Source organism: Streptomyces sp. NPDC005803, assembly GCF_040630435.1.
GTDB lineage: Bacteria > Actinomycetota > Actinomycetes > Streptomycetales > Streptomycetaceae > Streptomyces.
This window is the reverse complement of the sequence record NZ_JBEXXO010000021.1, coordinates 25,069-43,628: the sequence shown is the minus strand read 5'-3', so window position 1 is coordinate 43,628 and position 18,560 is coordinate 25,069. Positions and strand designations below refer to the sequence as shown.

At 69.8% G+C, this 18,560-nt stretch carries 20 protein-coding genes; 9 read left to right on the top strand and 11 right to left on the bottom strand.

The features are described from left to right. Positions 1–14 precede the first annotated feature (14 nt). Both ABZ454_RS27180 and ABZ454_RS27175 read right to left on the bottom strand, forming a co-directional pair. Positions 15–929 carry a diiron oxygenase gene (locus ABZ454_RS27180; protein WP_359541701.1) on the bottom strand — a complete coding sequence of 305 codons (915 nt, stop codon included), beginning with the start codon at positions 927–929 and terminating at the stop codon, positions 15–17. Positions 930–1,678: 749 nt separating this feature from the next. After that, positions 1,679–1,873 (bottom strand): hypothetical protein, encoded by a 195-nt coding sequence (locus ABZ454_RS27175; protein ID WP_359541699.1) that lies wholly within the window; start codon positions 1,871–1,873, stop codon positions 1,679–1,681. A 355-nt stretch (positions 1,874–2,228) separates the two neighbouring features. On the opposite strand from ABZ454_RS27175, the gene ABZ454_RS27170 reads away from it, so the two are divergent. After that, positions 2,229–2,729: a DUF1360 domain-containing protein gene (locus ABZ454_RS27170; RefSeq protein ID WP_356319737.1), complete on the top strand. Its 501-nt coding sequence runs from the start codon at positions 2,229–2,231 to the stop codon at positions 2,727–2,729. Positions 2,730–2,864: 135 nt separating this feature from the next. Here the strand turns inward: ABZ454_RS27170 and ABZ454_RS27165 are convergent, their stop codons facing one another. Then, positions 2,865–3,353, bottom strand: a complete 489-nt coding sequence (locus ABZ454_RS27165) for an MSMEG_6728 family protein (RefSeq protein WP_359541696.1) — start codon at positions 3,351–3,353, stop codon at positions 2,865–2,867. 519 nt (positions 3,354–3,872) lie between these two features. On the opposite strand from ABZ454_RS27165, the gene ABZ454_RS27160 reads away from it, so the two are divergent. From ABZ454_RS27160 to ABZ454_RS27150, 3 genes are all read left to right on the top strand, one after another. Further along, positions 3,873–5,075 carry a hypothetical protein gene (locus ABZ454_RS27160; RefSeq protein ID WP_356319805.1) on the top strand — a complete coding sequence of 401 codons (1,203 nt, stop codon included), beginning with the start codon at positions 3,873–3,875 and terminating at the stop codon, positions 5,073–5,075. Between the two features lie 48 nt (positions 5,076–5,123). After that, positions 5,124–5,723: a hemerythrin domain-containing protein gene (locus ABZ454_RS27155; protein ID WP_359541695.1), complete on the top strand. Its 600-nt coding sequence runs from the start codon at positions 5,124–5,126 to the stop codon at positions 5,721–5,723. 107 nt (positions 5,724–5,830) lie between these two features. Beyond that, positions 5,831–6,769 (top strand): Rieske 2Fe-2S domain-containing protein, encoded by a 939-nt coding sequence (locus ABZ454_RS27150; protein ID WP_359541693.1) that lies wholly within the window; start codon positions 5,831–5,833, stop codon positions 6,767–6,769. A 256-nt stretch (positions 6,770–7,025) separates the two neighbouring features. Here the strand turns inward: ABZ454_RS27150 and ABZ454_RS27145 are convergent, their stop codons facing one another. After that, the gene (locus tag ABZ454_RS27145) at positions 7,026–7,523 is read right to left on the bottom strand and encodes a hypothetical protein (RefSeq protein ID WP_359541692.1); all 498 of its coding nucleotides are present in this window, start codon (positions 7,521–7,523) and stop codon (positions 7,026–7,028) included. Positions 7,524–8,122: 599 nt separating this feature from the next. Then, entirely contained in the window at positions 8,123–9,079 is a 957-nt protein-coding gene (locus ABZ454_RS27140; protein WP_359541690.1) for an NADP-dependent oxidoreductase, read from the bottom strand. A gap of 70 nt (positions 9,080–9,149) precedes the next feature. On the opposite strand from ABZ454_RS27140, the gene ABZ454_RS27135 reads away from it, so the two are divergent. Further along, positions 9,150–10,118 carry a helix-turn-helix domain-containing protein gene (locus tag ABZ454_RS27135; RefSeq protein ID WP_359541687.1) on the top strand — a complete coding sequence of 323 codons (969 nt, stop codon included), beginning with the start codon at positions 9,150–9,152 and terminating at the stop codon, positions 10,116–10,118. A 55-nt stretch (positions 10,119–10,173) separates the two neighbouring features. Here ABZ454_RS27135 and ABZ454_RS27130 read toward each other — a convergent pair whose 3' ends face one another. The 3 genes from ABZ454_RS27130 to ABZ454_RS27120 form a co-directional block, all read right to left on the bottom strand. After that, a complete protein-coding gene (locus ABZ454_RS27130) occupies positions 10,174–10,425 on the bottom strand; it encodes a hypothetical protein (protein ID WP_359541685.1) in 252 nt (83 codons plus the stop codon). Between the two features lie 133 nt (positions 10,426–10,558). Next, complete coding sequence (locus ABZ454_RS27125) at positions 10,559–11,470, bottom strand: alpha/beta hydrolase fold domain-containing protein (RefSeq protein WP_359541684.1); 912 nt, start codon at positions 11,468–11,470, stop codon at positions 10,559–10,561. Positions 11,471–11,833: 363 nt separating this feature from the next. Continuing rightward, positions 11,834–12,913 (bottom strand): alkene reductase, encoded by a 1,080-nt coding sequence (locus ABZ454_RS27120; protein WP_359541683.1) that lies wholly within the window; start codon positions 12,911–12,913, stop codon positions 11,834–11,836. A 178-nt stretch (positions 12,914–13,091) separates the two neighbouring features. Here ABZ454_RS27120 and ABZ454_RS27115 point away from each other — a divergent pair, with 178 nt between their 5' ends. After that, a complete protein-coding gene (locus ABZ454_RS27115; RefSeq protein ID WP_359541682.1) occupies positions 13,092–13,694 on the top strand; it encodes a helix-turn-helix domain-containing protein in 603 nt (200 codons plus the stop codon). A 174-nt stretch (positions 13,695–13,868) separates the two neighbouring features. Here the strand turns inward: ABZ454_RS27115 and ABZ454_RS27110 are convergent, their stop codons facing one another. Further along, positions 13,869–14,429 carry a TetR family transcriptional regulator gene (locus ABZ454_RS27110; protein ID WP_359541679.1) on the bottom strand — a complete coding sequence of 187 codons (561 nt, stop codon included), beginning with the start codon at positions 14,427–14,429 and terminating at the stop codon, positions 13,869–13,871. Between the two features lie 115 nt (positions 14,430–14,544). Here ABZ454_RS27110 and ABZ454_RS27105 point away from each other — a divergent pair, with 115 nt between their 5' ends. The 3 genes from ABZ454_RS27105 to ABZ454_RS27095 all read left to right on the top strand — a co-directional run bounded on the left by ABZ454_RS27105 (position 14,545) and on the right by ABZ454_RS27095 (position 17,499). Further along, a complete protein-coding gene (locus ABZ454_RS27105) occupies positions 14,545–15,237 on the top strand; it encodes an SDR family oxidoreductase (protein ID WP_359541678.1) in 693 nt (230 codons plus the stop codon). Between the two features lie 67 nt (positions 15,238–15,304). Further along, entirely contained in the window at positions 15,305–16,360 is a 1,056-nt protein-coding gene (locus ABZ454_RS27100; RefSeq protein ID WP_359541675.1) for an aldo/keto reductase, read from the top strand. A 134-nt stretch (positions 16,361–16,494) separates the two neighbouring features. Further along, positions 16,495–17,499 (top strand): NADP-dependent oxidoreductase, encoded by a 1,005-nt coding sequence (locus ABZ454_RS27095; RefSeq protein WP_359541673.1) that lies wholly within the window; start codon positions 16,495–16,497, stop codon positions 17,497–17,499. On the opposite strand, the gene ABZ454_RS27090 is transcribed toward ABZ454_RS27095, so the two are convergent. Both ABZ454_RS27090 and ABZ454_RS27085 read right to left on the bottom strand, forming a co-directional pair. Continuing rightward, positions 17,424–18,236 (bottom strand): hypothetical protein, encoded by an 813-nt coding sequence (locus ABZ454_RS27090; protein WP_359541901.1) that lies wholly within the window; start codon positions 18,234–18,236, stop codon positions 17,424–17,426. The two genes, ABZ454_RS27095 and ABZ454_RS27090, sit on opposite strands and share 76 nt — an antisense overlap. Further along, positions 18,230–18,508 carry an MFS transporter gene (locus ABZ454_RS27085; protein WP_359541670.1) on the bottom strand — a complete coding sequence of 93 codons (279 nt, stop codon included), beginning with the start codon at positions 18,506–18,508 and terminating at the stop codon, positions 18,230–18,232. The genes ABZ454_RS27090 and ABZ454_RS27085 overlap by 7 nt, the downstream gene beginning before the upstream one ends. Positions 18,509–18,560: the final 52 nt, after the last annotated feature.

Below are 18,560 nucleotides of genomic sequence, written 5' to 3'. Positions count from 1 at the left end.
GCTCTCGGCTCGGATCAGATCAGGTCGGCGCGCTTGTAGAAGAACAGGGCGGGCCTGGTCAGGAGACCGGCCGAGGCCAAAAACTCCATCAGCCCCGAACAGCTGGACCGCATCAGCGACTTGTGGTGCTGGTTGGACCTGGCCTCACGACGGGCGCGTGCGCTGTCCAGCCCCGCGTTCGCGTAGACGTCCCGGTTCACCATGCTGGTGACGATGAAGTACGAAGCGATGGCCACCACGAGCGCGTTGATCTGCCGGCGCACAGGTCCCGCCGTGCGCAGCCGCCTGCGGGTCTCGTCGCGGGCGAACTTCATGTGCCGTGACTCCTCCACCACATGGATGTTGTTGATCGTCCGGACGAACGGAGCGACCCTTTCGTCCCGCATCCAGTCCCGCTGCATCACGTCCAGGACCTCCTCCGCCACGAGGATCGCCGCGTACGCGGCCTCGCCGAAGGCAAGTGTCTTGAAGGCGCGGCCCAGTTCGATCACCGCGCGGCGCGGCCGGTAGGCCGGCGCGCCCAGCTTCGCGGCGCCGCGCGCGAACATGATGGAGTGCCGGCACTCGTCGGCGACCTCGGTGAGGGCCCACTGGAACCTCGGGTCCGTGGGGTCCTTGGCGTACATGTCGCGCAGCACCATCTGCTGCAGGATCATTTCGAACCAGATGCCGGTACTGGCGACGGACGCGGCCTCCTGGCGCGTCAGCGCACGTCGCTGACCTTCCGTCAACTCCTGCCAGTACGCGGTGCCGTAGAGCGTGCTCCACTCCGGGCTCGCGCCATGGTGCCCGGTGTCCAGCGGCGTGTCCCAGTCCACCTCGGTGGCCGGATCGTACGAGAGCTTCGCGGCCGAATCGAGCAGGCGCCGGGCGACGTCCCGCTCGCCGAGCCGGTCCTGGTCCTCCGGCCGAACGGTGCTGCTTGCCATGGTGCCACTCCTTGAATCGAGACAGGTCGACCCGACGGCTGCCCGGCTTCTTCTCCCATCCCGCGTCTGCCCGATGAGATCGGCGGCCGCCGGGCGCCGCCCCAGCTTGTTAGACGTCACGTCTAGCAAGCTGTTAGACGGAAGGTATAGCAAGAAGCCGCCCGGGCCTACCCCCGCGTAGGAAATGCGTGCGATCTCTCCACGGGAAGCTGGACTCCGAGGCAGCGAACGGCACTTGCCGGTCCGCCCGCACCAGGGGATCACGGCGATCGTTGCCGCGGCGCCCGGAGCCCGGCCGTCGTGCGGGCGGACGCCGGAGCACCTCCCCTCCTGAAAAGTCATGATGACGGCTGCCGGCTACTCCGTCGTCGCCCTGGTCGCCGCGCACGGAGAGGGGCAAGAGGCCGAAGGCGCCAGATGGCCGCTCTCACGCGGCGCCGGAGTTCCGGCCGTCGGACGGCCGCACCGCCATATCCGAGGGAGCGCCACGCCCGACTCGACCTCCACGAGGGAGAGTTCATGACGGTGTACTACGGCGAACACGGCCCCGGGTCAGCGACCGCCCGCATGCCGTCCTTCGGGCCGCGCCACGCCAGGCAACTGTTCGCGGGGCGGACATCGTCTCGCCTTGGTGGCGGCCGGGGTGCCGGCGGCGGTGCTCCGAGCGGAGGCACGGGGCTGCCCGTTACCCGCGAAGGCGTCCCTTGCCGCCCGCCAGGGCCGGAGAACTGCGGCAGGGGTGCCCCGCCTCAGGGGTGGTCCGGCTGCTGGTCCGGAGGGGTCGCTCCGCCCTCTCCTCCGCCCTTGTGGCCCTTGTCCGTCCCGTGGGCGCGCTTGTCTCCCCGGCCGCGGCCGGGCCGTCCCGCCTTGATCTGGGCGCTGTCCTCGGGGGTGGAGCCGCCCTTGTCGCTTCTGCGCTGCTCAGGCTGTTGGGGGTTCGCCATGTCGACTCCCGGAATAGGTGTGCGGTCCGGTACGGCGTTCGCGGGACGCGCTCACGCCCCATTGTCCTCCTGCCCGCGGCGGCCCGCCTGACCGAAGCGGAGCCCTGGGCGGGGGTCACAGGGTGTCGGTAGGGGGAGGGGCCCGGTAGCCGCCTTCCCGAGCCTCGCCCCCGGCCGGAACACCTCCGCCGCACGGAGACGGGGAAACCGTCCACCGTCGGGTCGGCGCCCGAACGGGCCGGGTGCGGGGGTGGCCGAGGTGTGACCCCGGACGGGAGGGGTACCCGTCCCGGCGTCGCCGTGGAGACGGCCGGGTCCGGCCGTCTTCCCTGCTCACCGCACCACTGGAGGCGTCATGACGGCTGGAGAGCCCACCGCAGGGAACTACGACGAGGAAGGGGCTGTGCCCCTCCTGGGTTACGCCGCGATCGCGGCGACGTACGCCGCCGCGACCGGAGCCGTCCTGGTACTCGCGCGCCGACGTGGTGTCGTCCTGCCGGAGCGGGTGCCGCCGTGGGACGTGGCACTTCTCGGGGCGGCGACGTACAAATCGGCACGGCTGCTCACCAAGGACAAGATCACCAGCTTCCTTCGGGCGCCCTTCAGTCGCCGTTCTGAGGACACGACGGCGGGCGAGGTCGCGGACGAGCCACGGGGCAGTGGTCTCAGGCTGGCGATCGGCGACCTGGTGACCTGCCCGTTCTGCGCCGCCACCTGGACGGCCACGGGGTTCATGGGGGCCTACGTCCTCGCTCCCCGCGGTACCCGCCTCGTCTGCGCCGGCCTCGGAGCGGTCGCCGTCGCCGACTGGTTGCAGTACGCCTGGGCCTGGACCCAGCAGAACGCCGAGGGCTGACCGGACGCGTCTGCCCGACCAAGTGCGCCGCCACCGGCCCAGCCGGGATCGGCACGACCCCCCATGCCCACCGCTTGCGGATCACCGTGGCCGCGGAAGCCACGAAGGGCCAGGCCGTACGCGAGTGGCACGAGGTCACCGAGGGGGCGGCCCCGGTTCGGAGCGGCGGTCCGATGCCGGCCATACGTACGGCAGGTCGTCCGGAACCTCGGGGAACCGGTCACGGTAGTGCTCCGGGTCCTTGCGGATCAGTGCCGACTGGTGGCTCCGGTGGAAAGCGGGCGCGCCGAGCCACGGCGGAAGATCTCCTTCCGCGTCGAGCCGCGCCTGCGTCCGCACCGTCGCGCCGGCTCCATGAGCCAGGAAGTCCCGCATGAGGGTGGCGGCGCAGGTGTCGGCGCGTCCCTCGGCCGTCCACACCGCGCATACGTCCAGCCCGTACCGGACCAGCGCCTCCTCGTACCCCGCCCACATGCGGACCGCCGGATGCCTTCGCCATCCGTAACCGGGCACGGTGAGGCCGCGGAGCACCTGCAGAGCCTCTACCCGCTGCTTGCCCAGCCGTCTGGAATCCAGGACGACAGCCGACTCCGTGAAGTTGGGGAAGGGGAGAAAAGTCTGCATACGACCTGTCTACCTGTGCGAGCGTTTCCGTGCGTGCCGAACAGGGCGCGGCCGCCGCGAAGGCCCGGCCTCGCGTCACCGCGGGCCGGGGCCGGTCCTCGCGGCGACCCCGTTCCGACCGTCAGCCCCAGCCCCGGAACGACCCTGTCTTCGGGCCGGCCTTTGACCCCTGGGGCACGCGGAAGATGCGGCGGGCCCCGTTCGAGCCCGTGGCGGCACGAAGGAGCCGGGGGCGGGGCATCGCCCCATCGGTGCCCCGCCCCCACGTCGACGCCGCGACCGCACCGCTTGGGTTCCCCGGCTTCGGCCCGCTCTCCCGCCCGTGTACCGCCAGCTCGGTCCCGACGCGGCCGGCCTGAGACCGGACTGCCCCGGCCGGCACGGGGCGACCGGACCGACCCTCCGGCATGTGGGCGCGCAAGCATCGGCTCGTTGCGCCGGAGGCGTGGAAGGTGCGTGAGTGCGTTGCAAGCGCGCGGGTACGTGGAACGGATCAAGTCCCCGATGTCGGAGACACACATGTCGTTCAACCCGCTTGAGCAGCGAGGCATCCCGCTGGACCGGCAGTTGCGCAACTGGCGTGAGCTCAACGTGACGCCGATCGACCCCGACCACTGCGATCCGTACACCCGATGCCGCGTCATCACGATGAACGGCATCGAGGTGGAGGCGATCCTGTTCAGCCACCAGATGGCCCGGCACTGTCCCGACCTCGCGGTGAAGCAACAGCTGGCACAGTCCCGGTACATCGAGGCCCAGCAGCAGAAGGCGGTGAACTGGCTCCTGCCCGGGGTTTCCTCGGTTCTGGAGACGACGATCGCCTACGAGCAGGTGGCCGTGGACCTGACGGCATGGGTGGCCCGGACGGAGCCGGACCCGTACCTGACACAGGCGTACCAGTTCGGTGTGCTGGAGGACTTCGACCACCTGTACCGGTACGCCAACCTTTACGAGATCATCGAACACCGCAAGGCCGAGAAGATCGTGGACGGCCTCACGGAGGTCATGCCGGGGCGGCCCACTCCGCTGCACCACCGCGACCCGGTCGACAACGTACGCGAGCCGTACGACAGGAACACCGTCAACCCGCTCTCCCGGCTCCACGCACTGACGATCATGTCGGCCGAGCAGCAGACCATGAACTTCTACATGAACACCGGCCCCACCTACATGGAGCCGATCGCCCGGCAGCTGTACCAGGAAATCGGGCTCATCGAGGAGGAGCACGTCACGCACTACGAGTCGCTCGTCGACCCGGGTGAGTCCTGGTGGGAGCAGCTCGTCCACCACGAGTACAACGAGTGCTACCTCTACCACTCCTTCATGGAGCAGGAGAGCGACCCGAAGGTGAAGGCAATCTGGGAGCTCCACCTGAACATGGAGCTGGAGCACCTGCGCATCGCGGCGGACCTGATGCGCCGGCACGACGGCCGGGAGGCGGCCGAGGTGTGCGCACCGTCGCTGCCCAACGTGCTCACGTTCGAGCCCAACAAGGCGTACCTGCGTGAGCTGATCTCGAACCAGCTGGACCTGACCACCCTGGGCACCGGGTACGTGCGCGAGGCCCACGAGCGGTTCGAGGCGATGCAGGAGGCCATCCACGGCGGTGAGCCGGCCCCGAGCGACAAGGTGCTGGCCCAGCACGAGGCCCTGATCGGCGGGGACTACCGGCTGGAGACCGAGGGCGAGCACCCGGTTCCCGAGCTGCGGTCAGCCGAGTGAGCCCGGTCCGCTCCGGGTATCCGGCCGGCCACGACCAAGGAGAGCCCTATGTCCGCACAAGCTGAACGGTCGGACGCCCCGCCGGTCCGGGACGACGACGTGGTGGCCATGCTCATGCGCCAGCACGGTGAGATCCGCAACCTGTTCGACGAGGTGGAGAGCACCACGGGCGAGGAGCGCAAGGACGCCTTCCGCCGGCTGGTCCGCATGCTGGCGGTGCACGAAACCGCGGAGGAGGAGGTGGTCCACCCCTTCGCGCGCAAGGCGTTCGGCGACGCCGGGCTTGGCGTGGCCGAACGCCTGGAGGAGGAACGGCTGGCCAAGGAGAAACTGAGCGCTCTCGAGGACATGGACACCGAGGACGCGGCGTTCCTCCCCGCCCTGCTCGAGCTGCGCGTCGACGTTATGGAGCACGCCCGCGCCGAGGAACGCTACGAGTTCACCCACCTGCGGCGTTCGGCCGACCCCGAGCGGCTGGCCGCCATGGCCAAGGCAGTCCGGGCGGCCGAAGCGACAGCTCCCACCCACCCGCATCCCGGCGTGGAGTCGGGTGCCAAGAACATGGCCCTCGGACCGATGGCCGCCGTCATGGACCGCACCCGCGACGCGGTCCGCAAGGCCATGGGCAAGGACGGCGGAAAGGGATGACCCCACGGCCGGGAGCGGACTCGCACAGTTCCCGGCCGCAACCCGGTCCGCCGGACGGAACAAAGCTGTTTCCCCCTGACAATCGGCTATCTGCCCCTGGGAGAGAGATGTCTGACCTCAAGCGGCACGCGGCAACCGGCGCCACGGCGGTACGACTCGCACGGCGCCTCCTTCCCTCGGCCCTGGGGCCTGGCACGGTCCTGCGGGCCATGGACCGCTTGGAACACACCACGGCACTCGACGGTGCCATCGGCGTGGTCCGAAACGCGGTGCAGGCCGTCCCCCTCGGCCCCTTGCGCGACGTACTGCACGGCCGGTGGCTGGGACACCCGGTGCATCCCCTGATGGTGCAGGTCCCGGTCGGCGCCTGGTTCTCGGCGGCGGTACTGGATCTTCTGCCCGGGCAGCGACGGGCGGCCTGTGCCTTGATCGGTGTGGGTCTCGGTGCTGCCGGCCCGGCTGCCGTGGCCGGCTGGGCCGACTGGGCGGAGCTGAAGCCCCGGCAGCAGCGGGTCGGGTTCGTGCACGCGGCGGCGAACATCACGGCGGTGGCTCTCTACACCGCCTCGTTCACGGCTCGCGCGCGGGGGCGTACAGGCCGCGGCAAGGTGCTGGGACTCCTGGGGCTGTCCGCGATGGGAGTGGGCGGGGCGATCGGCGGGCATCTCGCCTACCGCCAGGCGGCGGGCGCCAACCACGCCGAAGCCGTGCCGGATGCGCTGGAGCCCGGGTGGCACGAGATCGGCCCCGTGGCGGACTTCCCCGTCGGCGTGGCCGTGCGCCGGAACGTCGGCACCGTACCCGTGGTGGTGGTGCGCGAGAGCGGTGAGCAGGTGCACGTGCTCGCCGACACCTGCAGCCACATGGGAGGTCCGCTGTCGGACGGAGAGGTCAGCGAGGGCTGTGTGCGCTGCCCCTGGCACGGCAGCGTCTTCCGTCTGTCCGACGGCTGGAACGTACGGGGCCCCGCCACCGCGCCGCAGCCGTCCTTCGAGACCCGGACCGCCGCCGGACGTGTGGAGGCGCGTTTTCGGGATCACCTCTGACGACCAGGATGCCCCCCGTCGCTCCGGCAGCGGCTTGCGCCGAGGATGCCGGAACCGACGTTCCTTGCGCGGCGGCAGCGGCTCGATCCGCTGCCCCCAGGTCGTCCGACACGCTCACGCTCCACCGCGATGTTCCCTGCCCGAACGACGCTGGACTACTGACGATGACACGGTCAACGGCACCGACCCACCTCATCGTGTGGGCCGTGGTCAGGCGGGTCGTCAGGGGGCGCCTGCGGAAGCCCGGCAGAGGGGATCACCGGGTATAGAAACAGTCCCAGGCGTCCTCGACAGTCTTCCCGTAGACGTTGAACACGCGGTCGAGAGCGGATTCATCGAATTGCGACGCGCATACATCATCTACGGGAATGCCTTCCACTGTGGTCCCCGAGGAATTCGCGCAGAACCATTGGTAGGCCGAGTACTTGGCACTCGAAGCACTGACGAGTGTAAGCCCCTTGGACTCACACCATTTCTTCAGGTCCGGGGTCCCCGCATACGATCCGTAGTCGGCGCATTCCCAAGCACTGTAGGTCCGGCCCATAGTGGCGAGGCGATCTGTCACTCTGGTATCGGTGTAGGTGCCTTGGCAGGCTCGGGCTACGAAGTCGTGGATTTCCTCAGGTGGACGGAAGGTCTGGAGACTCCCGTCTTCATTGACGCACCGGATGGAGTACGCGTCCGTTCCGACGGTGGTCACGCCCCGGGCGTAGCCCTCTTCTTTGCATGCCGCATCGAAAGTCTGCTGCGACATCGGGCGGAGCACCTCGGGGTGCGGCCTCGCCACTGCCGCGTCAGTGCGAGTTGCCGTTTGAGGTTCCGATGCGGCCGCAGGAGGGATGTAAGGACTGATGGCGAAGACTGCCACAAATGTGGCAGCGAGGGAAACTACGTGTCGAGACATGTAGGGCTCCCAAGGCAACGGGTAAGTTGCAGATTTGACGTTTGTCGTTCTCTGCCCCCCAGGAAAACGTCGTCTTAACTGACGCTACGACATATCGCAACGTCCCGCACACGGACACCTGTGCTCCTGAGTATGGCCTACAGCCCTTGGGGGACCCGTAAATCCGGGCTGTTACCAGCCCAGGCGCAGCACCCGAGCCAAGGGAGATTGTTGGGCCGGGTGCCGGGTGCCGGGTGCCGGGTGCCGGGTGCCGGGTGCCGGGTGCCGGGTGCCGGGATGTCGCACGAGTCCGTAGACGTCCCTTGCCTTGTTTGCCTGCTATCGGTCGTACCGATGAGCAGAGGCAGATTTCGGACCAACGCGTTCAATCAGCGAGGCGACCCGCACCGGTAGGTCAGGTTCCGGGGGAACCGCCCGAGGCGGGTCCGACTGACGCGCGGCCGGCCGTGTCAGATGAGGGTGAGGACCGTCTTGCCGTACCGGGTCTTTGCGGACTGGGCGGCGCCGGCCTGCTCCAGCGGGTACGTCGCGGAGATCGCGGGGGTGAGTCGGCCGGAGGCGGCGAGGTCTGCCAGGGCGGTCATGCCGAGCCGGTCGGCCTCGACGAAGATGGCGGCAAGGCGGACGCCGCGCTGGGCTGCTTCCTCCGCGATCGACGCGAGCATGGGGGGAAGCGTCGCGATGAGGGTGCCTCCGGGCTTGAGGAGCTTGACTTCCTTGGCGGGGTAGTCGCCGCCGACACTCTCCAGGACCGCGTCCAGGTCCTTCACGGCCGTGGCGATGTCGGTGGTGGTGTAGTCGAGCACCTCGTCGGCGCCGAGGGAGCGCACGAAGTCGGCGTTCTGGGCGGACGCCAGGGCGATCACGTACGCGCCGTGCGCCTTGGCGATCTGGACCGCGAGGTGGCCGACGCCGCCCGCCGCGCCGTTGATCAGTACGCGGCTGCCCTCGCCGATGCCGGCGGTGTCCACCAGGGCCTGCCAGGCGGTCAGTCCGGCCATGGGCAGCGCGGCGGCCTGGACGTGGTCGAGGCCCTCAGGCTTGGGGACGAAGGCCCGGGCCGGGCCGACGGCGTACTGGGCGTAGGCGCCGTGGCCGTGCGTGAAGGGCAGCATGCCGAAGACCTCGTCACCGGGCTGGTACAGCGTGACGCCCAGGCCGACCGCCTCGACCGTGCCGGAGACGTCGAAGCCGACCACGAACGGCGGCTCGGCGAGGGGAACGAGGCCCTGGCGGTGGTAGCTGTCGACCGGGTTCGTGCCCACGGCGTGCACCCGTACGAGGATCTCGCCCAGGCCGGGCGTGGGGCGGGGAAGGGTGACGGACTTGAGGACCTCGGGGCCGCCGAGCTCGTCCTGGCTGATGGCCTGCATGGTGGGATGCGCGGCGTTCGTGGTGTCGTTCATGCATTCCAGAATCCGCACAAAAACAGCGGCCCACAATGGCAGAAAAGCCAATAGGCGATAGAATCGTGCCATGAGCAGTTCGCAGCCGCACAGGGTCGCCGTTCTCGCCCTGGACGGGGCGTATCCCTTCGAGCTGGGCATTCCCGCCCGGATCCTGGGCGCCGCCGACGGCAACTACGAGATCGTGCTCGCTTCGGTGGACGGCCGTCCGGTCGCCACCAACGCCGGGTTCTCCGTCACCCCGCAGCACGGCCCCGACGTCCTGGAGTGGGCGGACACGGTGATCGTCGCGCCGGTCGACCCCCGGCGGCTCACCCGCGAGCTGCCGAAGGAGGTCTCGGCCGCCCTGGCCCGCATCAAGCCCGGCACTCGGATCGCGTCCATCTGCACCGGCGGCTTCGTGCTGGCCGCCGCCGGACTGCTCGACGGACGGCCCGTCACCACCCACTGGGAGTGCGCACCGCTGTTCCGTAAATGGTTCCCGCACATCCGCCTGGACGAAGATGTCCTGTTCGTCGACGACGGCGACCTGCTCACCTCCGCCGGGGCGGCGTCAGGGGTGGACCTGTGCCTGCACCTGATCCGCACCGACCACGGCGCCGAACTCGCCAACCGCGCCGCACGGCGCTGCGTGGTCCCGCCCTTCCGCGACGGCGGCCAGGCCCAGTACATCGAACGCCCGGTACCGGACGACCCCGGAACCTCCACCTCCGCCACCCGCCAGTGGGCCCTGCAGCGCCTGGACGAACCGCTCGCCCTGCCGGAGATGGCCCAGCACGCCCATATGAGCCTGCGCACCTTCGCCCGCCGCTTCCGCGACGAAACCGGCATGCCGCCGCGGCAGTGGCTCATCAAACAGCGCCTCGAACGCGCCCGCCACCTGCTCGAATCCAGTGGCCTGACCGTCGATCAGATTGCCGCTGATGTCGGCTTCGCCACCGCGGCCTCCTTGCGCCAGCACCTGAGCGCCGAACTCGGCGTCTCGCCGCTCGCCTACCGCCGCACCTTCCAGGCCGCCGACGCCCGGCGCAGTGCGTAGCGGCGGCCGCGTACACATGCTCCCTCTCGCGGTGCGCGGGGGAATCGCGCTGTCGTCACTCGGCCGTGTTCAGGCGGAAGGCGGGGCCGGGTGTGCTCTGGATGTCGGGCGGCTGCACGTGGTGGCCGCGTTCGCAGTGCATCTGGACCTCGACGTGCGCACCGCACCCGCGGTGCCGCGCCAGTACGGCCGGGCCCTCCGGGTCGGCGCGGTAGCGGGCGCCCCACCGCAGGAGCCCCATCACGGCCGGTACGAGGTCCATGCCCACGCGGTCATGCTCATCGACATGCTCGAACAGTTCACTCACGGAGGCACGATCTCAGCCCGTGTGACGTTCTGAGACAAGTGAGACACCGCGATGCCGGCGACCGATGAACCGGTCGCCGGCATCGCGGTGTCTCACTGTCGCGGCGTCTTTCGAGCCTGCTCTGCTGCCGGGTTCAGGCACCGAGGTGCTGGCGCAGCCACTGGCCCATCTGCTGGATGGCCTGGTCGGTCTCGGGTACGCGTCCGGCGCTGAGGATGAAGGAGTGCTGGCCTTCTGGCAGCGGGTGGACCTCGGAGGTGATCTTGAATTCGGCGAGACGGCGGCCGAGCGCGGCCCCGTCGTCGGCGAGGGTCTCGTACTCGCCGAAGTGGACGGTCGTGGGCGGCAGGCCTGTCAGGTCGGCGTTCACGAGGCTGATCTGCGGGTCGGCGAAGTCCACGGCGGGGTCCTGGAGCCAGGCTGACCGGAAGAGTTCGAGCGTGGCCCTGCTGAGCATCCGGTCGTTGCTCTCGTTCGCGTCCACCGCCGGGAGCTGCATGGTGAGGTCGGTCCACGGTGAGACGCTGACGATTGCGCCCGGGGTCGCCTCACCCTTCGCGAGCAGGCGCAGCGGGAGCAGTACCGCGAGGGTGCCGCCGATCGAGTGGCCGGTGCTGCCGATGTTCTTCGGCTCGTAGCCCTGGGAGAGCAGCCAGCGGTAGGCGGTCTCGGCGTCGTCGAGCTGGGCCGGGTAGGGGTGCTCGGGGGCCAGGCGGAAGTCCACGACCAGGGAGCGCACGCCGGCGGCCTTGGCGATGTGACCGGCGGCCTTACGGTCGGAGTACATGGAGGCGGTGACGGATCCGCCGAAGTGGAAGTGGAGCAGCGCCTTGTCGGGGTCTGCGCCCTCGGGGATGGCCCACAGGGCGGGGACGCCGCCCGCGTCGACCTCGGCGTAGCTGACGCCTTCGGGTTCGGTCGACGCGCGCTGGTAGGAGTCGATGATGTCGCGGACCACGGCCAGGTCGAGGCCGGGTACGCCCGACTTCGCGCTCGTACGGGCCTGGAACTCCGCGAACTCGCGCTGCTGCTGACTGATTCCCATGGTGGTGCTCCTTGCTTGGCTCGGGTGGAGGCCGACTGATCGGCCGGCCGCCCGAGAGTCAGAGGTTGATCATGTGGCCGGTGTGGCCGGTGTGGCCGGTGAGGCCGTGGAACGCTTCCTGGAGTGCTTCGCCGAGAGTGGGGTGCGGACGGACGTTGCGGGCCCGTTCGGTGGCCGTCAGATCCCACTTCCGCGCGAGGGTCCCGCGCCGAGTACGACGACCTCGAAGTGCGTGCTGCTCATCGAGGTTCTCCTTCTCGTCTGCGCCCTGATCATCGTCATACCGGCGACGGGCTGTCGCACAGCGGGACGACGACCCACCCACCCCCGGTCCGGTGGATGGACGCCTTGCGGACTCCGGTGTCAGGCGTGGGACAGAGTCGGGTAGTCGGTGTATCCGGCCTCGCCGCCGCCGTACAGGGTGGCCGGGTCGATCTCGTTGAGCGGGGCGTCGGTGCGCAGACGCTCGACGATGTCGGGGTTGGCGAGCGCGAAGCGGCCCAGCGGGGCGATGTCGGCCAGACCCGCGTCGATGTCGTCGGCGATCTGCTCGCGAGTGCGGCCGTAGCGGACCACGAGCAGGGCGGTGGGCCACACCTCGCGGAAGGAGCGCAGCAGTTCGTCGTCACCGACGTGGTGGACGTGCAGGTAGGCGAGGTTCAGGGGCGCCAGCTCGCCGACCAGGTGGTGGTACTGCGCGCGGACGGCCTCGGTGTCGCCCTCGTCGATCCCGCCCAGCGGCATGGAGGGGGACAGGCGGATGCCGACCCGGTCCGCGCCGATCTCCTCGGCCACCGCCCGGGCGACCTCGACGACGAGGCGGGAGCGGTTCTCGACCGAGCCGCCGTAGGTGTCGGTGCGATGGTTGGCGTTCGGGGAGAGGAACTGGTGAAGCAGGTAGCCGTTCGCTCCGTGGATCTCCACCCCGTCCGCGCCGGCGGCGATCGCGGAGGCGGCGGCATGTCGGAAGTCCGCGATGGTGGTCTGGATGTCCTGAACGCTCAGCTCGCGCGGGACCGGGGTCCTCTTCGGGCCGGTCGCGGTGAAGATGTCCTGGTCGGCGGAGATCGCGGAGGGGGCGACCGGCCGGCGGTGGTGCGGGGTGTTGTCCGGGTGGGACATGCGTCCGACGTGCATCAGCTGGATGAACAGTGTCCCGCCGCCCGCGTGCACGGCGTCGGCGACCTCGCGCCAGCCCGCGATCTGCTCGGGAGTGTGGGTGCCCGGCGTGTTCGGGTAGCCCTGGCCGTCGGCCGAGGGCTGCGTGCCCTCGGTGATGACCAGCCCGAGGGAGGCGCGCTGACCGTAGTAGGTGGCTGCCAGTGGGCCAGGCGTGCCGTCGGCGTTCGCCCGGCTGCGGGTCAGCGGCGCCATGGCGAGGCGGTGCGGGAGCTCGACACGGCCGAGCTTGAAGGGCTGCCAGAGGGAGGAAGGCGTGCTCATGGGAGGCGTGGTCCTTGATGTCGATGTCGAGCATGGATCGGTCGCCGGTGTCCGCTGTGGATCAGGGGGGACCGGGCGGCGTCGTCGTGGGACGATGGAAGCCGCCTCTGATTCTCATCAGTAACGACTGTACTCATAACTGAGTACGGTCAGAATAAAATCCCGAAAGGTGTCCCGCATGCCACGTCCTTCCCAGCCGGCAGGTCGGCGTGAGCGGAACAAGCAGCTCAAGCTCGACCGCATCACCGCCGCAGCCCGCGAGCTGTTCGCCGAACGCCGTGTCGACGAGGTCACCACCCAGCAGATCGCCGACAAGGCCGACATCGGCACCGGCACGCTCTTCCTCTACGCCAAGACCAAGGGCGAGCTTCTCCTGCTCGTACAGAACTCCCTCTATGCCGAAGCGCTCGAACGAGGCAGGGCGGACGCCGAGAACATCCCGGATGCCCTGGACGCTGTGATGGCGATCGTCCGGCCGGTCGTCGAATGCAACCGGACCCAGGTCGACAACGGGCGCGTCTACCTGCGCGAGATGGTCTTCGGCGACCCCGCCGATCCCCACCACCGCGAGGCCCTCGCCATCGCCGGACAGACCGAGCAGGCCGTGGCCGCCGCGCTATGCCGGGACGCACGGGCCGGCGAGGCGGACGCGGCGACAACGGCGCGCGTGGTGTCCGCCGTGACGTTCCTCGCGATGGCGGCAAGTGTGAACGTCGCCGCAAGCGCCGACGAGATCCTGCGCGACATCCGGGAGCAGGTAGCAGTCCTGCTGACACGTTGACATCGGCTGCGCAACTTCCGCTTCACGGACATGCCGCCCGGAACTGACCGAGGCCCGGTGCGAGGTGAAGCCGGTGCGCCAGGCGTCGGCGGCCTTCTCCCGCCGCCTCCGCCCGGCCGGAGGTGCCTCGCCGCCCACGAGTGCGGTCGATGTGCGCCCGCACCGCACCCTTGATCAGCCTGCTTCCGTCAAGGCTGCGTGCGCGGCGGAGAGGATCTGCCCGGAGAGCGGGGAGCCGTTGGTGGCCCGGGACAAGACCAGCGCACCGAACAGGGTGCAGAGGCGGACGATGCCGTCCTGGTCGTCACTGGCGAGGAAATCGGCGAAGTCGGCCACCCCCTCGGCGTAGACGCGACGAGCCTCGCTCCCCCCACCTTGGCGTGCGATGTCGGTGGCGAGCGCGGCGACCGGGCAGCCGTGGGCCGGGTCGTCGCGGTGCTCAACGGAGAGGTAGGTGTCGACCAGCGCCTGCTGGGCGGCGTCGCGCTGCCCGTCATGCCGATCAAGCCCGGCGCTGTAGCGCTGGGTGAGCTCGGCGAAGGCGTGGGCGGTGGCCTCGTCGACGAGCGCCTCCTTGGAGGCGAACTGCTTGTAGAAGGCACCGTGGGTCAGACCGGCCGCCTTCATCAGGTCGGCGACGCTGACCTGCGTACCCTGCTCCCGGAACAGCCGGGACGCGGTGTCCACCACCCGCCTGCGATTTTCCTCCGCCTGTGCCTGCGATACGCGGCCCATGACCACCTCCCGTTTGGATGTCGACTGGCATCTATCATAGCCGCGTGTTTAGATTGAACGCGTAATCTAATTTGGTGCGGGTGGCCCAGGCCGCCCACCAGGATCGGGAGCAGTCATGAAACTCAACAACGCGGTCGCGGTCGTCACCGGCGCCAACCGGGGCTTCGGACGACACTTGGCGGCCCAGCTCGTCGAGCGCGGCGCGAAGGTGTACGGCGCGGCCCGACGCCCCGAGACGGTCGACGTGCCGGGCGTCATCCCGCTGCGGCTGGACGTCACGGACGAGGCATCGATACGGGAGGCCGCCCGTATCGCTTCCGACGCGACGCTGCTGATCAACAACGCGGGCATCTCCACCGGCGCGACGCTGATCGGAGGCGACGTGACTGAGGTGCGCCGGGAGATGGAGACCAACTTCTTCGGCCCGCTCGCCGCGACCCGGGCCTTCGCCCCTGTCATCGAGGGCAACGGCGGCGGCGCCGTACTCAACGTCCTGTCCGTTCTGTCCTGGGTGCACCCGGCCGGACTCGGCTCCTACGCCGCGTCCAAGGCGGCCGCCTGGGCGCTGACCGGTGCCACCCGCGACGAACTGGCGCCTCGCGGCATCGCCGTCTCGGCGCTGCACGTCGGCTACATGGACACCGACATGGCCGCCGGCGTCCCCGCCGATCAGAAGACCGCAGCCGCGGACGTCGCAGCCCAGGCCCTCAACGGCATCGAGACGGGCCTGACCGAGATCGTCGCCGACGCATTCACCCAGCAGGTCAAGCAGAGCCTGGCCGCCACGCCGCAGCCGACAGCGGCCTGATTCTCTCCCGCCGTCATCGCGGCGCACCCCCGCCTCCTCCCTCCCCTCCCTCTCGTAAGGACACCTGATGCGTTACACGACCTTCGGACACCGGACCGGACTTCGCGTGTCCGAGTACGCGCTCGGAACCGCGAACTTCGGCACCGGCTGGGGTGCCGGAGCCGAGCCGGACGAGGCACGCCGGATCTTCGACCGGTTCGCGGAGGCCGGCGGAACCTTCCTCGACAGCGCTGACGGTTACCAGTTCGGGGAGTCGGAGGAGCTGACCGGAAAGCTGATCTCCGCCGACCGCGACCACTTCGTCCTGGCCACGAAGTTCGCCCTCGGCGCCGCCCCGCAGCCGGACATCTCCAAGACCGGCAACAGCCGCAAGAACATGGTCGCCTCGGTCGAGGCCAGCCTGAAGCGCCTGGGCACCGACTACATCGACCTGCTGTGGGTGCACTTCCCCGACGAGCTCACTCCGATGGAGGAGCTCCTGCGCGGACTCGACGACCTGGTGAGCGCCGGCAAGATCCACCACGCCGCGCTGTCCAACTTCCCCGCCTGGCGCGTCTCGCGCGCGGTAACCCTCGCGGACCTGAAGGACTGGGCCCCGATCGTGGGCATCCAGCACGAGTACAGCCTCGTCGAACGCACCGCCGACCGCGAACTCCTGCCCATGGCCGAGAGCCTCGGACTCGGCGCCGCCCTGTGGTCCCCGCTCGGCGGCGGACTGCTCACCGGCAAATACCGCAGCTCCGCCGAAGGGCGCCTGAGCGACCTGGGCGCGGTCATCCACACCGAGAGCACCGACCAGAAGACCGCCGTCGTCGACACGGTCCTGGCCATCGCCGAAGAGACCGGCGTGACGCCCGCCCAGGTGGCGGTGGCCTGGGTGCGCGAGCGCGCCGACCGTTCCGTGGCCACGCTCGTCCCGATCATCGGCCCGCGCAGCCTCTCCCAGCTCGACAGCTACCTCGGTGCCCTCGACGTCCGGCTGACCGACGTGCAGTACACCCGCCTGGCCGAGGTCAGCGCGGTACCGCTCGGCGTGCCCCACGAGGGGATCACCGCCTCCCTGGACCGCCTCCAGGGAGGCGCCGCCGACCGGATCACCACCCCGGTCACCCCGGTGGCCTGATGGGGGGCGCGGCTGAGGACGCGATGCGCCCACCCCGCAGCCAGAAAACAGCACAAACTGTCTCGTACTGGGATAAGCCCGGGGCGAGCGGAACCCCCGCCCTCTCACGGACGGGAAACGGAACGGAGACAACGATGAAGGCTTTCATGGTCGAGAAGTACGGCGGCCAAGCCGGAATGCGCGCCGCCGACATGCCCACCCCCCAGGTAGGTGCCGACGACGTCCTGGTCAAGATCCACGCGGCGGGCGTCAACCCGCTGGACCTCAGGCTCCGCAATGGGGACTTCAAGGCGTTCCTGCCCTACCGTCTCCCGCTCGTTCTGGGCAACGACCTCGCCGGGACGGTGGTCCAGGTCGGCGGGTCCGTCACCCGCTTCGCGGTGGGCGACGAGGTCTACGCCCGGCCCGACAAGGACAGCATCGGCACCTTCGCCGAACTCATCGCTGTCCACCAGGACGACCTGGCACCCAAACCTGCCACCCTCACCATGACCGAGGCCGCGTCCCTCCCCCTGGTCGCGCTGACCGCCTGGCAGGCCCTGGTCGAGCGGGCACACGTGCAGCCCGGCCAGAAGGTCCTCATCCACGCGGGCGCCGGCGGCCTGGGCTCCATCGCCGTCCAGCTGGCCAAGGCGCTGGGCGCCCACGTGGCCACCACCGTGAGCACCGCCAAGGTCGACCTGGCCAAGGACCTCGGCGCCGACATCGTCGTCGACTACCGCACCCAGGACTTCGAAGAGATCCTCGACGGCTACGACGTCGTCCTGGACAGCCTCGGCGGCGAAAACCTCGCCAAATCCCTGCGCGTACTCAAGCCCGGCGGCACGGCCATCAGCGTCGCGGGCCCGCCGGACCCGGCCTTCGCCCGTGAACTCGGCCTGAATCCGTTCCTCCGCCTGGCCATGACCGCCCTCAGCTTCAAGACCCGGCGCGACGCGAAGCGCCACGGTGTGACGTACTCGTTCCTGTTCATGAAGGCCAGCGGCGACCAACTGCGCGAACTCACCCCCCTCATCGACGCCGGGAAGATCCGCCCCGTCGTCGACCGCGTCTTCCCGTTCGATCAGACCCTCCAGGCCATGGAGTACGTCGAGAAGGGCCGCGCGAAGGCCGGCAAAGTCGTCGTCTCCATGATGTGAGCGCGGGCACAACCCAGCCGGACGCCGAGGCAGCCCGTCACAACGAGAAGCCCAACCCCACACCCCCGTCCCCTACCGCACACCAGGACCCGGCCATGAGCGCATCGTCCAGCTCCTCCACACCCGCCCCGTCGTCGTACGAGTACGCGCCGACCCGGCTCGGTGTCGGCCACACCATGGCCTGCCCGGCGTTCATGACCAGGTAGGCGCCCGGTCAGCACGAGCGGCAGCACGATCTGCGAGCCGAAGGCGACCAGGGCGACGGCGGCCGACACCAGCAGCGGCACGGTGAACGGCTTGGTGGCGAAGATGCGCACGTCCAGGAACGCGGCCCCACGTCGCTGCATCCGCACCTGGCGGAGGACGAACGCCGCCAGGCCGGCCAGGCCGATGGCGATCGGTATGTACGGCGCGACGGGCGCGTGACCGGACACCGACTCGCCGATCGACGCCAGCCCGTGCACCAGCCCGCCGAACCCGATGACGGACAGCGCCAGCGACGCCACGTCGAGGGCTACCGGCTCCGGGGTGGTGATGTTCCGGAGCTTCCAGGCCCCGAGCGCGAGCGCGATGAGGGCGACCGGGAGCATGAAGATGAACAGCCACCGCCAGCTCAGCCCGGACAGGATGAGACCGGACAGGGCCGGGCCGACTGCCGGCGCCGCAGCCGGCACGAGCGCCATGATCTGCCCGCGGCGACCAGCCGGGACCAGGCGCATGGTCGTGGTCATCAGCAGCGGCAGGAAGACCGCGCTGCCGGCGGCCTGGACGATGCGGGCGGCGAACAGGACACCGAATCCGGTGCGATGGCGGCGACCGCCGTCCCGACGGTGAACAACGTCAGCGCGCTCAGGAAGATGGTTCGCAGGTGGAACCGCTGCATCAGGAACCCGGTGGCCGGGAAGAGAACCGCCGGCGTCAGCAGGTATCCCGTGGTGAGCCACTGGCCGGTGGCCGGGGTGATGCCCAGGTCAGTGATCAGCGTGGGGAGTGCGACGCCCAGGAGCATCTCGCTGAGGCAGTGGCGGGAGAGTTCCTGGTCCGGGTGCCCGAACCGAGCG